Annotated in this window: 13 protein-coding genes; 9 read left to right on the forward strand and 4 right to left on the reverse strand. The window is 68.1% G+C overall.

Features of this window, described 5'->3' with window-relative positions; translation table 11 throughout:
- Positions 1–12: 12 nt before the first annotated feature.
- The 7 genes from QMG86_RS30785 (at position 13) to QMG86_RS30815 (ending at position 6,307) form a co-directional block, all read left to right on the forward strand.
- Positions 13–1,041, forward strand: coding sequence for a carbohydrate ABC transporter permease (locus tag QMG86_RS30785; protein WP_434085472.1), 1,029 nt, complete (start codon positions 13–15; stop codon positions 1,039–1,041).
- Entirely contained in the window at positions 1,041–1,934 is an 894-nt protein-coding gene (locus tag QMG86_RS30790; RefSeq protein ID WP_281876360.1) for a carbohydrate ABC transporter permease, read from the forward strand. Before QMG86_RS30785 ends, QMG86_RS30790 begins: the two co-directional genes overlap by 1 nt.
- A gap of 388 nt (positions 1,935–2,322) precedes the next feature.
- The gene (locus tag QMG86_RS30795; protein WP_281876361.1) at positions 2,323–4,596 is read left to right on the forward strand and encodes a transglycosylase domain-containing protein; all 2,274 of its coding nucleotides are present in this window, start codon (positions 2,323–2,325) and stop codon (positions 4,594–4,596) included.
- 250 nt (positions 4,597–4,846) lie between these two features.
- On the forward strand, positions 4,847–5,305 hold the full coding sequence (locus QMG86_RS30800) for a GyrI-like domain-containing protein (protein WP_159841243.1): 459 nt from the start codon (positions 4,847–4,849) through the stop codon (positions 5,303–5,305).
- 9 nt (positions 5,306–5,314) lie between these two features.
- Complete coding sequence (locus tag QMG86_RS30805; RefSeq protein WP_039803156.1) at positions 5,315–5,740, forward strand: GyrI-like domain-containing protein; 426 nt, start codon at positions 5,315–5,317, stop codon at positions 5,738–5,740.
- Between the two features lie 43 nt (positions 5,741–5,783).
- Positions 5,784–6,041, forward strand: coding sequence for a type II toxin-antitoxin system Phd/YefM family antitoxin (locus QMG86_RS30810; RefSeq protein ID WP_195081017.1), 258 nt, complete (start codon positions 5,784–5,786; stop codon positions 6,039–6,041).
- Between the two features lie 65 nt (positions 6,042–6,106).
- Positions 6,107–6,307, forward strand: coding sequence for a type II toxin-antitoxin system RelE family toxin (locus QMG86_RS30815; RefSeq protein WP_281876362.1), 201 nt, complete (start codon positions 6,107–6,109; stop codon positions 6,305–6,307).
- Positions 6,308–6,367: 60 nt separating this feature from the next.
- Here the strand turns inward: QMG86_RS30815 and QMG86_RS30820 are convergent, their stop codons facing one another.
- The 4 genes from QMG86_RS30820 to QMG86_RS30835 all read right to left on the reverse strand — a co-directional run bounded on the left by QMG86_RS30820 (position 6,368) and on the right by QMG86_RS30835 (position 10,021).
- Positions 6,368–7,468, reverse strand: coding sequence for an inositol-3-phosphate synthase (locus QMG86_RS30820; protein WP_159841241.1), 1,101 nt, complete (start codon positions 7,466–7,468; stop codon positions 6,368–6,370).
- Entirely contained in the window at positions 7,461–8,018 is a 558-nt protein-coding gene (locus QMG86_RS30825) for a PadR family transcriptional regulator (protein WP_039803160.1), read from the reverse strand. The genes QMG86_RS30820 and QMG86_RS30825 overlap by 8 nt, the downstream gene beginning before the upstream one ends.
- 112 nt (positions 8,019–8,130) lie before the next feature.
- Entirely contained in the window at positions 8,131–8,928 is a 798-nt protein-coding gene (locus QMG86_RS30830) for a DUF1707 SHOCT-like domain-containing protein (RefSeq protein WP_281876364.1), read from the reverse strand.
- A 4-nt stretch (positions 8,929–8,932) separates the two neighbouring features.
- The gene (locus QMG86_RS30835; protein WP_281876365.1) at positions 8,933–10,021 is read right to left on the reverse strand and encodes a DUF1707 SHOCT-like domain-containing protein; all 1,089 of its coding nucleotides are present in this window, start codon (positions 10,019–10,021) and stop codon (positions 8,933–8,935) included.
- Between the two features lie 112 nt (positions 10,022–10,133).
- Here QMG86_RS30835 and QMG86_RS30840 point away from each other — a divergent pair, with 112 nt between their 5' ends.
- Positions 10,134–10,553 carry a DUF5318 domain-containing protein gene (locus QMG86_RS30840; RefSeq protein ID WP_063016743.1) on the forward strand — a complete coding sequence of 140 codons (420 nt, stop codon included), beginning with the start codon at positions 10,134–10,136 and terminating at the stop codon, positions 10,551–10,553.
- A gap of 708 nt (positions 10,554–11,261) precedes the next feature.
- Positions 11,262–13,430: a transglycosylase domain-containing protein gene (locus tag QMG86_RS30845; protein ID WP_281881211.1), complete on the forward strand. Its 2,169-nt coding sequence runs from the start codon at positions 11,262–11,264 to the stop codon at positions 13,428–13,430.
- Positions 13,431–13,603: the final 173 nt, after the last annotated feature.

Consider the following 13,603-nt stretch of genomic DNA (forward strand, 5'->3'; position numbering starts at 1 on the left):
AGGAGAGAAACGGTGTCGGATCCTTCGGGAACGGCGACTAGCGTGCCGAAAGACGACGAGTTCGTTCCGGCCAGACGCGGCTTGGCCGCCAACCTGGCGCTGGAACTGCGACGCGCCGGGAAAGCCTGGTTGTTCGTCACGCCCGTGCTGATCGCGCTCGCGGTCGTCATCGGGTACCCCGTGATCCGGGCGCTGTGGATGTCCTTCCAGAAGGACCCGGGGCTCGACCCGGCGACCGGCATGTTCGTCGAGGGCGGCAACGCCGGATTCGCCAACTACACACACTGGCTGCTGCAACAGTGCCAGGTCGCGACCGGCGAGACGGTGGCCTGCCCGACCGGCAACCTAGGCTCGCAGTTCTGGCTGGCCATCGGAACCACCCTGTTCTTCACGGTGGTGACCGTCGCGCTGGAAGCGACGCTCGGCCTCGGCATGGCCATGGTGATGGGCAAGACCTTCCGCGGCAGGGCGCTGCTGCGCGCGGCCGTGCTGATCCCCTGGGCCATCCCGACCGCCGTCACCGCGCGGTTGTGGGAGTTCATGTTCCAGTACGACGGCGTGGTGAACCGCGTCCTCGGCACGCACATCCTGTGGACCTCCGACGCGTGGCCGTCCCGGTTCGCGGTGATCGCGGCCGACGTCTGGAAGACCACGCCGTTCATGGCGCTGCTGCTGCTGGCCGGTCTGCAAGTGATCCCGGCCGACGTGTACGAGGCGGCGCGCGTCGACGGCGCGTCGGCCTGGCAGCGGTTCACCCAGATCACGCTGCCGCTGCTGAAACCGGCCCTGCTGGTCGCGGTGCTGTTCCGGACGATGGACGCGCTGCGGATGTTCGACCTGCCCGCGATCATGACGCTGGGCAATCCGTCCACTCGGACGGTGTCGATTCTGGTGGTCGATCAGGTCCGGCAAGGCCCCAACAGTGCGGCCGCGCTGTCCACGATCACCTTCCTTTTGATCTTCGCCGTGGCGTTCGTGCTGGTGAAGGTGCTGGGCGCCAACGCGGTTCGCACCCAGGAAGAACAGCGGGAGGCGCACTGATGTCCGTGCAGACGGTGCAGAAGCCGGTGACCGACGAGTCCGCCGCCCAGCCGATCCCGTGGACCAAGCGCCTCGGCTCCGCGCGGGTGTACCTGGGTGCGCTGATCGTGCTCGTCTGGGGTCTCGCGCCGTTCTACTGGATGGCGGTCACCGCGTTCCGCGACCCCGACTACACCTTCGACAACACCCCGTGGCCGACGCACGTCACGCTGGAGAACTTCCGCAACGCGTTCGACACCAGCCGCGGCAACGACTTCGGCAAGGCGCTGGTCAACAGCATCGTCATCGGTTCCATCACGACGGTGATCGCGCTGGCGATCGGCGTGATGGCCGCGTACGCGCTGGCCCGGCTCACCTTCCGCGGCAAGTACGTGGTGTCCGGCCTGATCCTCAGCGCCTCGATGTTCCCGGTCGTCGTCCTGGTGACCCCGCTGTTCCAGCTCTTCACCAGCCTCGGCTGGATCGGCCGGTACCAGGCGATGATCATCCCGAACATCTCCTTCGTACTGCCGATGACGGTCTACATCCTCGCGTCCTTCTTCACCGAACTGCCCTGGGAGCTCGAAGAAGCCGCGCGGATCGACGGCGCCACCAAACTGCAAGCCTTCCGCCTGGTGATGCTGCCCTTGGCCGCTCCCGCCGTGTTCACCACCGCGATCCTGGCGTTCATCGCGGCGGTCAACGAATACCTGCTCGCCCGTTTGCTTTCCAGCGACAAGACCGAGCCGGTCACCGTCGCGATCGCCCGCTTCTCCGGCAACAACCCGCTGGTGCAGCCGTATGCCGCGATCATGGCGGCGGGCACGATCGTCACCATCCCGCTGGTCATCATGGTCCTGCTCTTCCAGCGCCGCATCATCTCCGGCCTGACCGCGGGCGGCGTCAAGAGCTGAATCTTTTGGCAGCGCCTGCGGCGCTGCGTGTTCGCGGCCCCTTGATGGCTCGTGTTCGGGCGACCGCCGCTTGCTCCTTCGTCGCCTACGCGGCGGCCGCCCGAACACGAGCCGGGCCGCGAACGGCACATGCTCGGTCTCGCTTCGCTCGAAACCAGTAGTTGGGGCTATCTGGTTGCGTCAGGTGCCAACCACTCGGCCTAAGGGTCGCGGTGGCGTCATCTTCCGCGGCCTTCTGGGACTCGACGAACCGAGAACGCGCTCGGGTACGGCGTGTCGATCGTCCGGAAAGTGGAAAGCCGGTGGGGAACGAGCGGGGTAAACTCTGCGTTCGACGCTCTTTTCCGTTCGTTCGTGCAGGTGAGTTCGTCCGACGCTCCGGGAGGAGATGATCGTGAGCTCGTTCCGCAGACCGCGAGAACGTAGACGCGGCGCCAAGGGGGGACCTCCGACCGCGCCGTATGCCTCGATCGCGGGCTGGACGGAGCGGCCGGGTGCGACGGAGCGGAACGCGCGGGCACGACGCGAACGCGCGGCGGCCCGCCGGAAATCGCGGCTGCCCGCTCCGCGCCCGGCGGAGCCGGATCGTCCACCACGGAGCAGGGCCGAACGCTTCCGCCGCCTACTGCTCGCCTTGTTCATCCTTTTCGGCGTGGTGCCCGCGCTGCTGTCCGTCCTGGCGTACTGGAGCGCCGAGATACCGGATCCGAACGCGGTGCAGACGAATCAGATCGCCACCGTCCTCGCCGCCGACGGCAGCACGGTCCTCGCGAAAATCGTTCCGCCGGATGGGAAACGGACGCCGGTTCCATTGTCCGAGGTGCCGCGGCCGGTGCGCGACGCGGTGCTGTCGGCGGAGGACCGCAATTTCTACACCAATCCCGGATATTCGACCTCCGGCTTCCTGCGCGCCGTGCGGGACAATCTGCTCGGGAAGGACAACGCGGGCGGCGGCTCCACGATCACCCAGCAATACGTCAAGAACGCGTTTCTCGGCTCCGAGCGCACGGTAACCCGCAAGCTGCGGGAGCTGATCATCGCGGCGAAGATGGCGCGACAGTGGAGCAAGGACGACATCCTCGCCGCGTACCTGAACACCATCTACTACGGGCGCGGCTCCTACGGCATCGCCGCGGCGGCCAAGGTCTATTTCGACAAGCAGGTGAACCAGCTGACCCTCGCGGAGGGCGCGGTGCTCGCGGCACTGATCCGGACGCCCTCCATCCTTGACCCGGAAACCCACCTCGCGGATCTGAAGGCGCGCTGGCGCTACGTGCTCGACGGCATGGTCGAGATGGGCGTGCTGGCGCCCGGCGACCGCGACGCCGCCACCTTTCCGCCGATCATCCCGCTGACCCGGATTCCGGACGAGGACGTGGCCCGCGGTCCGGAGGGCCTGATCCGCAACCAGGTGGTGCGCGAGTTGCGCGACTCCGGCATCAGCGAACGCGACTTGAACAAGGGCGCGTTGCAGATCACCACCACCATCGACACCAGGGCCCAGCAGGCGGTCCTGGACGCGGTGCGCGACCGGCTCGGTGCGCAGCCACCCGAATTGCGCGCCGCGGTGGTATCGATCGATCCGCGTTCCGGAGCGGTGCGCGCGTACTTCGGCGGCTATGACGGCCTCGGTTTCGACTTCGCGCAGGCGCCGTTGCAGACCGGTTCGGCGTTCAAAGTCTTCGCGGCGATCGCCGCGCAGCAGCAGAGCATCCCGCTGTCCCGCGTGCTGGACAGCTCCCCGGTGACCGACCGGGGCACCCGGATCACCAACGTCGACGGCGAGTCGTGCGGCAAGTGCACCATGGCCGAGGCGCTGAAACGCTCGCTGAACACCAGCTTCTACCGGTTGACCATGACGATGTCCGACGGTCCGCAGGCCATCGCGGAGGCGGCGCACGCGGCGGGCATCCCGAAGGAACTGCCGGGCGTGCCGGGCAAGACCCTGACCGAGGAGGGCGGGCGACCGCTGAACGGGATCGTGCTGGGGCAGTACTCGGTTCGCCCCATCGATATGGCCTCCGCCTACGCCACGATCGGCGCGTCGGGCGTCTACCACCAGCCCTATTTCGTGCAGCGAGTGGTGACCGGTGACGGGCGGGTGCTCCTGGATCGCGGCGGCGACAAGGTCGGCGAGCAACCGCCCGCGGGCGAGCAACGTATCTCCCGGACGATCGCGGAAAACACCGCCGAGGCAATGCTTCCCATCGCGGCCTACTCCAACGGGCACGCGCTGAAGAACAACCGTCCCTCGGCCGCGAAGACCGGTACCACACAGCTCGGCACCAGCGACCTGAACAAGGACGCGTGGATGATCGGTTTCACCCCGTCGCTGTCCACGGCGGTATGGATCGGCACCGAGCAGTCACAGCCGATCCGCACCGCGCGCGGAGCCGACATCTACGGCTCCGGCCTGCCCGCCGACATCTGGAAACAGGTCATGGACGACGCGCTGGAGGGCACCCCGATCGAACAGTTCCCCGGCACGCAGGCCCCGGGCCGGCCCAGTCCGAGCAAGCCGCCATCGGGCGGGCCCTACGACATCCTGAATCCACCGCAGCAGTCTCCGCAGCGTGAACCCGCCGTCATCATCCCCTCCAGCCCCCAACCGCCCAGGGAGGTGGAGATTTTCCCGGGGCTGAGCATTCCGGTTCCTGGATAGCGATGATGCTGTGACCTTCCGTCGCCCGGAGGAACGCATGACATGGCAGCATCGTTTGCCAGAGTGAGAGCGAACAGCGAGTGCGTCGGAACGGGCCGACGCCGAAACCGCGGAAACGATGCGGAAGGATATGCGCTCGAGCGACGACAGCGCGGCGCGAGCGACGGGCCCGGAGGCGGTAGCCTGCGCACCATGGAGGGCACCGGGAGCGACGCCGATTGAGGACAGACGAGACATAGGGGCTACGCCGGTGGATTTCAATGTCGTTGACCAACCCGAGACGCTGGTGGCGGGAACAGTGCTTCGCAGCCCCGCGCTCGCGGTCGAGGGACCGCGCCGCGCGAAAGTCGAAGAGGCGTGGAAGCGCAACCTGGCCCGCAAGCTACCCGGGCCGCCGACCACGGCATATGTCGACCACGCGCCGGAGATCAATTCGTACCTGACCCACATCGTCGGCTACCGCTGCCACAGCTTGGCCGACCTGCAGCCCGGCGACGTGCTGGCCCGGGTGCCCGCCGGGCGCTTCGCCCGGTTCATCGCCAGCGGGGACAACCTCGGCGACACCATCGTGAGCATCTGGCGAGCGGTCTGGGACGCGGAGGCCGCTGGGCGGCTCGTGCGGGCCTATACCGGCGACTGGGAACACTATCCGGACGCACGGACGGTGGAAGTCTTCGTGGCATTGGCAGACGATCAGGGCAACGGGTAGGAACAGACAGTGGACTTCGAGATCGTCACTCTGCCGCAGAGCATGGTCGCCGGCCTGACCGTGCCGCTGGCCGGCCGCGAGGTGACCGCGCGTGACCTCGACCTGGTGAACTTCACGTGGGATCGGTACCTGGCGCGGGAGAAGAACGTGCCGCGGGTGGCCGCCTACATCGGCCAGAACGATCACGCCGTCGCCGTGCTCGGCTACGAGATCGGCGGGATGGACGAATTGGACCCCGGTGACGTGCTCACCATCATCCCGCAGGGCCGCTACGCCAAGTTCGTCGTCGCCGACAAGCCCTACGACCTGCTGCGCACCGCGTGGGCGCAGGTGGCGAAGGCGGAGAACGCGGGCACCATCACCCGCTCGCACACCGCCGAGGTCGAGCGCTACACCGGCCCGGCGTCGGTGGAGGTCTACGTCTCGCTGGACTGACTGGACAGCCGATTGTGTACACGTACGCGTGTACACTTTCGGTATGTCGGAGATCAGCATCCGGGAGCTGCGTGCCAACTTGGCCGCTCACATTCGCGAAGCGGAAGCCGGTGAGCAGGTGATCATCCTGCGAGACGGCGCGCCCGCCGCCGCCCTGGTGCCGCTGTCCATGGTGGAGGCATTCGACGCGGCCGAGGACGAGATCCTGGCCCGCGAAGCAGAGGCGAGGCTGGCAACCGACGAGCCGACCTTCACCATGGCAGAGGTGCTCGCCGACCTCTTCGAAGACGACGCGAAGTGAAGTACCGCTTCCGGTTCCTGGACTCGGCGCGCCGAGAACTCCGGGCCATTGAGCGGCCGGATGCGATGCGGATTCTGACGGCCCTCACGGCGCTGGGCGACGACCCTTACGCTCCGGGTTTGGATGTGAAGAAGTTGTCCGGCCACCAGGACCTGTTCCGTCTGCGCGTCGGCAGGTACCGGGTCGCGTACCGGGTGGACAACGGCGTACTGGTGATCCTCGTGGTGAAGATCGGCTGGCGCAAAGACGTCTATCGGGGCCTGTAGTGGCCGAGCAGGTCGGCCGAGGGCGTTTCGCCGTCGGCCGACCTCGTGCCGGTGCGGTGCCTACTCCGCTCCGATGATGAAGGCTTCCAGCTGGGCGCGCGCGATGTCGTCGGCGAGCTGCTGCGGCGGGGACTTCATCAGGTAGGCCGAAGCCGGGATGACCGGTCCGCCGATGCCGCGGTCCTTGGCGATCTTCGCCGCGCGCACCGCGTCGATGATGATGCCCGCGGAGTTCGGCGAGTCCCACACCTCGAGCTTGTACTCCAGGTTCAGCGGCACGTCACCGAAGGCGCGACCCTCCAGGCGGACGTAAGCCCACTTGCGGTCGTCGAGCCAGCCCACGTGGTCGGACGGGCCGATGTGCACGTCGTTGGCGCCGAGCTCCTTCTTGAGGTTGCTGGTGACGGCCTGGGTCTTGGAGATCTTCTTCGACTCCAGGCGCTCGCGCTCGAGCATGTTCTTGAAGTCCATGTTGCCGCCGACGTTGAGCTGCATGGTGCGGTCGAGCTGCACACCGCGATCCTCGAACAGCTTGGCCATCACGCGGTGGGTGATGGTCGCGCCGACCTGACTCTTGATGTCGTCGCCGACGATCGGGACACCGGCCTTGGTGAACTTCTCCGCCCAGACCGGGTCGGAGGCGATGAACACCGGCAGGGCGTTGACGAACGCGACACCCGCGTCGATCGCGCACTGCGCGTAGAACTTGTCGGCTTCCTCCGAGCCCACCGGCAGGTAGGACACCAGCACGTCGACCTTGTTGTCCTTCAGCACCTGCACCACGTCGACCGGCTCGGCCTCGGACAGCTCGATGGTCTCCGCGTAGTACTTGCCGATGCCGTCGAGGGTCGGGCCACGCTGCACGACGACGTCGCTCGGCGGCACGTCGGAGATCTTGATCGTGTTGTTCTCGCTGGCGAAGATCGCCTCGGCCAGGTCGAAGCCGACCTTCTTGGCGTCCACGTCGAACGCGGCGACGAACTTGACGTCGCGGACGTGGTAGGGCCCGAACCGCACGTGCATCAGACCGGGAACGGTCGAGGACTCGTCCGCGTCCCGGTAGTACTGCACGCCCTGGACCAGCGAAGAGGCGCAGTTACCCACACCTACGATGGCGACGCGAACCGCTGTGGCGTTGTCAGCCTTCTCGTTGTCACTCATGGCCGATATTTCCCTCTTTCTGTGGTGCCGCCTTCGTCGATTGCTCCGCCGCAATCAACTCGTTGAGCCAGCGCACTTCGCGCTCGCTTGATTCGAGTCCGAGTTGATGGAGCTGCCGGGTGTAGCGATCCAGCGACCCGCTGGCCTTCTTGATCGCCTCCCGGAGCCCCTCTCGGCGCTCCTCGACCTGGCGCCGCCTGCCCTCCAGGATCCGCATCCGCGCTTCCGCGGGAGTGCGGCTGAAGAAAGCCAGATGAACGCCGAAGCCGTCGTCGGTGTAGTTCTGCGGTCCGGTGTCGGCGAGCAGCTCGCTGAACCGCTCCCGCCCGGCCGGGGTCAGTTGGTAGACCCGTCGCGCACGGCGTGTCGTCGCGCCCGCGGGGATCTCCTCGGCGATCAACCCGTCCGCCTGCATGCGGCGCAGCGTCGGGTAGAGCGATCCGTAGGAGAAGGCACGAAACGCCCCGAGCAGGCCGGTCAGCCGCTTGCGCAGCTCGTACCCGTGCATGGGCGCTTCCAGGAGCAGCCCGAGGATTGCCAGCTCGAGCACCGGGCTTCACCCCCTGACTGTGTTCAGACCTAACCGATGGATGCGACTTCCCACTATATCGGAGCGATACATCTGTGCACAGACGTCTCCCCGCCGTGGACGAGCTACCGACTCAGCGGGAGGGTGGGAAGACCGCGAGCGGCTCGCCCGCGAAAGTGACCTTCGCGTATCCGGAAGCGCCGCCTGGGCAATTCACGTGGATATCGACCACGGGACCGGGGTCGACCGCGCCGGGCGAGTCGAACTGCAGGCTGACGTGACTGATCACGCCGTCCGGGCACTTCACCGTCTGCGGCGCACCGGCCAGCAGGCGGGCGATGGCGGGCACGTCGACAGCGGCGAGGTCGAAGGTGCGCGTCCCCGCTTTGCGCTCGGAGGCCCGCGAGGTGCCGAAGTCGCCGTCGTAGCGGTAGTCGCCGGTCTGGGCCGCGTTGCCGGGCTTTTGCCGGTCAACCAGGGCGTACTTCGGGTACAGGGTGACATCGTCGGCGATCAGGTCCCCGAACTCGGCCCGATACTCCGCGAGGAAGTAGGACAGGCCCGCACCGGTGGTCATGTCGGGAACCTTCTCCGACGAACCGGGCAGATCGACACCGCAGCGGCTGATCGCGCCCACCATCGCGCCCGCGACCAGGGCGGCCGCGATCGTCGAGACCGGCGCCAGCCAGCGCCGCGGTCGCCGCCGGTCCACGCGAACCACAGGGGCGTTCGCGAGGTCGTCCGGAACCTGCAGATCATCGATCAACGCGTCCAGCTCGCCGAAGGATTTGGCTCCCATCGCCTCGGCGGTACGCGCGGAATGCTCGCCCGCGGTCAACTGTCCGTCGGCCAGCGCGGCGTCGAGCAGGCCGCACACGTCGGCGCGGTCGGTATCGCGGGCGCGGATTCCGCTGTATCGGGTTGTCGCCATCGTCCTACCCTTTGAACGGCGAGACACGGCGGATCTCGCCCGCCGGAGTCATCGTGAAGTATCCGCTCTCCCTGACCGAGTTGCTCACGTAGACGGTGACGAGGGGTTCGGCGTTGGTCCTGGCATCGGCCACGCTCACCGAGAAATGCGTCACGGCGCCGCCCGGCACCCGGACGATCGTGGCCGCGTCGGCGAGCGCCCGGCCGATCGCCTCCGCGTTCAACGCGCCGAGATCCACCGACGGTGTGTCGGCCTTGCGGGTCTCGATCTGCCGGGACTGCGTGAAGCCACCGCGGTAGTCGTAGGCGACCTTCCGGTTCGCCTGCCCCGGCACCGCCCGGACCAGCGAGGCGTAGTCCTCGTGCATATACAGCTCATCGACTTGGAGGTCGCCGAATTTCCGCTGGTAATTACGCAGGAACGTGGCGATTCCCTCGGTGGTGTGCGGGCTCGGCGTGGGGATGACCAACGGTTGCACCGTCGCTTGGTCCAGCACGGGCATGGCCTGCGCCTTCGGGTGCGGTTCCTCCGCTTCCCGGGTGACCGCGAGGAATCCGGCGCAGGCGGCCAGGACCGCGGCCACGGTCACCGCGGCTGTGTACCACCGGCGGCGTGAGCGCGGCGGCCGCGGCGCCGGGGCGATATCGCCGGGCCGCTGCAAGTCCGAGACCAGATCCCGCAGATCGCCCAGGGTGCGCGCCTCCGCGGCGAGTTCGGCGAGGGTGTCGTGCTCCTCTTCGGACAGCTGGCCGTCGACCCGGGCGGCGTCGAGCAGCTCGCGAGTAGTGGCGCGATCGGCAGCGCGCGCCCGGGTGTGATCGGGATAACTTGCTCCGGATGCCGAGCGGCGCAGGCGTTTTCGCGCGCTCGCCGAGCGCTGCGGAGTGAACCCGCGCACCGTGGCCTGACTTTGCAGATCGGCGGTGAGCGCGGACAGGTCGCCGAGCGTTTTCGCCGCCGCGGCCTGCGCGATCCGGTCGTGGTACTCGTCGGCGCCGAGCTGTCCCTCGGCGTAGGCGGCGTCCAGCAAGCTGGACGCGGCGGCGCGGTCGAGGTCACGCGCTCGCGTGCGCCCGGATGCTGCGGTGGACACAGACGGATGGTAGCCCGGGCCACGCCGCGACGCGCTGGATCGCGGCCGGTCGGGACCGGTCAATCCGCACAGCCCGGGGCGGGGTGATTCCAACACCGCTACTCTGGTTCTCGTGCGAATTCAGCGGCAAGTTGTCGACTACGCCCTCCGGCGCCGGTCGCTGCTGGCTGACGTCTATGCGGGCCGGGTCGATGTCGCCGAGGTGTGTGATGCGAATCCTTATCTCTTGCGTGCGGCGAAGTTCCACGGCCGGGGTAGCGAAGTCACCTGCCCCATCTGCCGGAAGGAACAACTGACCCTCGTATCCTGGGTCTTCGGCGACGGCCTCGGGCCGGTCGCCGGATCGGCTCGCACACCCGAGGAGCTTGCGCGACTCGCCGAGACGCGCGAAGAATTCTCGGTTCATGTCGTCGAGGTATGCCGGACGTGCAGCTGGAATCATCTGGTGCAGTCCTATGTGCTCGGTTCCGCGCCGGCGCCGCCGCGCCGCCGCACCGGGACACGCGCGAACCGGCGCACTGCCGCCGAATGAAGTGCCTGGGTCATCCCCGTCGGCTGACTCGGGGAGCAGGCACGCGTCCGCCGCGGTGACGACTACCGCTGATAGCCACCTGGACCGCTACGAGTTATGGAGATCTTGTCAGTGAATTCGCCCTACGAGCCCTACGGCGATGAGCCACATGGCGGTCGTCCTCCGCAGAGTTCACGTCCAAGTCCCAACCCGTACCAGAATCCCCGTCCCGGGCCGCCGCCCGGCGCCCGTCCGGGTCAGCCGTCGGGTGGGCGTCCCGTCCCCGGCGAGCCGCGCGGGCCGCAGCCGCCGCGCCGCCCCGGCCCCCCGCCGAACGGGCGACCGCCGCAGGGCGGCCGTCCGCCCCAGCCGGGCCGTCCGCCGCAGCCGAACCGCGGCGTGCCCACCGGCGGCGCTTCCGGCCCCCAGCAGACCCAGCGGATCCAGCGGCCCGGCTCGCTGACCGAGGCGGTGGCCGAGCGCGACCGGCGCGGTCCCAGCACCGGCCCGCGTCCGGCCACCGGTGGGCGTCCCGCGGTGGACCGTGATGGACGTCGCGTTCCCGGCAGCGGCCCGACCACGGGTGAGCGCAGGCAGGCCGCGGGCGGACCGCCGTCCGGCCCGCCGCCGCGCCGTGGCGGCGGCAACGGCTCCGACGGGCCGGGTCGGCGCCAGCCCGCGCAGAAGAAGAAGTTCCCGTGGCGGATCGTGCGCCGCACGCTCTACGTCATGATCGCGCTGGCCATCCTGGTGCCCAGCGGCATCTTCCTGGCCGCGTACACCACGGTGTCGGTGCCGCAACCGGGCGACCTGAAGACCAACCAGGTGGCGACCATTCTCGCCTCCGACGGCACGTCGGTGATCAGTAAAGTCGTCCCGCCGGAAGGCAACCGGACCGACGTCACCATCGACCAGATCCCGCCGCACGTGCGCAACGCGGTGATGGCGGCCGAGGACCGGGACTTCTACACCAACCCCGGCTTCTCCATCTCCGGCTTCGCGCGTGCGGCCAGGGACAACGTCCTCGGCAAGGAGAGCGCGGGCGGCGGCTCGACGATCACCCAGCAGTACGTGAAGAACGCGCTGGTCGGTGACGAACGCTCGCTGACCCGCAAGATGCACGAGCTGGTCATCTCGGCCAAGATGGCGCGGCAGTGGAGCAAGGACGAGATCCTCGCCGCGTACCTGAACACCATCTACTTCGGTCGCGGCGCGTACGGCATCGACGCGGCGTCCAAGGCGTATTTCGGCAAGCCGGTGCAGGAGCTGACCGTCGCCGAGGGCGCCGTGCTGGCCGCCACCATCCAGTTGCCGTCCAGCCTCGACCCGGAGAAGAACCCGGAGGGCGCGAAGACCCGCTGGAACTACGTGCTCGACGGCATGGTCTCCCTCGGCAGCCTGAACACGGCCGAGCGGCAGGGCCTGCAGTACCCGCAGGTGGTCCCGCTCGCGTCGACGCGCGACAAGGAACAGGACTCCGGCCCCGAGGGCTTGATCAAGACGCAGGTGCTCAAGGAACTCGCCGCGGCGGGCATCAGCGAGCAGCAACTGAACACCTCCGGCCTGCAGATCACCACCACGATCGACCCGAAGGCCCAGCAGGCGGCCGTGGACGCCGTCAACAAGAACATGGACGGCGAGCCGGAGAACTTGCGCACCGCCGTGGTCTCCGTCGATCCGCGTACCGGCGCGGTGCGCGCTTACTACGGCGGCAACGACGGCCAGGGCTACGACTTCGCCAACGCGGGTCTGCAGACCGGTTCGTCCTTCAAGGTCATCGGCTTGGCGGCGAACTTGGAGCAAGGCATCCCGCTCTCGCAGATGTACGACAGCTCACCCATCACCGTGAACGGCATCAAGATCACCAACGTCGAGGGCGAGCAGTGCGGCATGTGCACCATCGCCGAGGCGCTGAAGCGATCGCTGAACACCAGCTTCTACCGGATGCAGCTGGACATGCAGAACGGTCCACGCAAGATCGCCGACATGGGGCACAAGCTCGGCATTCCGGAGACCATCCCGGGCGTGGGCAAGACACTCACCGAGCCGGACGGCTCCGGGCCCAACAACGGCATCGTGCTCGGTCAGTACCAAGCCCGGCCGCTGGACATGGCGTCCGCCTACGCCACGCTGGCCGCCTCCGGCGTCTATCACGCGCCGCACTTCGTGACGAAGGTCGTGACCGCCGATGGGCAGGTGCTGCTCGATCGGGGTGAAGTGGCCGGTGAGCAGCGCGTCTCGGCGGCGGTGGCCGACAACGTCACCGCCGCGATGAAGCCGATCGCCGCCTACTCCCGCAACCACGGGCTGGCCAACGGACGCGAATCAGCATCGAAGACCGGTACGGCGCAGCTCGGCGATACAGGGGAGAACAAAGACGCCTGGATGGTCGGCTACACACCCTCGCTGTCGACCGCGGTGTGGGTGGGAACAGAGCAGGGAGACCCCTTGCGGAATGCCAGTGGCGGCATGATCTACGGATCGGGCCTGCCGTCGGATATCTGGAAGGCCACGATGGACGGTGCGCTGAAGGGCACCACCAACGAGAACTTCCCGAAGCCCGCCCCTATCAAGGGTCAAGCCGGTGTGCCGGAGTGGTCAGCTCCCTACACACCGCCGTCCACGGTCGATACCCCGCTGCTGCCTCCGGTTGTGGTCGCACCGACGCAGGTGGAGATCCTGCCCGGCATCACCATCCCGGTTCCAGGCGTCCAGCCCGCGCCGCAGCAGCAGCGCCCGCAGCAGCAGCGGGAGTCGGACTCGGGCCCGCTGCCCGGCCAGCCGGTGGCGCCGTCCGACGGCTCGTCGCCGACGGCCACCGGCTCACCGAGACCGGGCAACAGCGGCAACTCGAACAACGAAGGCACGACCGGAACCGCGCCGACACGGGGCCGGTAGTTCACTGTCACGCAGGCCGGGGCCGACCGCATCAGGTCGGTCCCGGCCTGTGTCGTATTCGAAGCTCCGCGGCTGTGCACGGAAGGCACGCGTGGAGGGTGTGGACGACTCGATCCCGACCGTCGGCCGCACTCCGGGTAGCCTCGGGATCCGTGACCGATCAGCAGCTGGTG

Origin of the sequence: Nocardia sputorum (assembly GCF_027924405.1) — a bacterium.
GTDB lineage: Bacteria > Actinomycetota > Actinomycetes > Mycobacteriales > Mycobacteriaceae > Nocardia > Nocardia sputorum.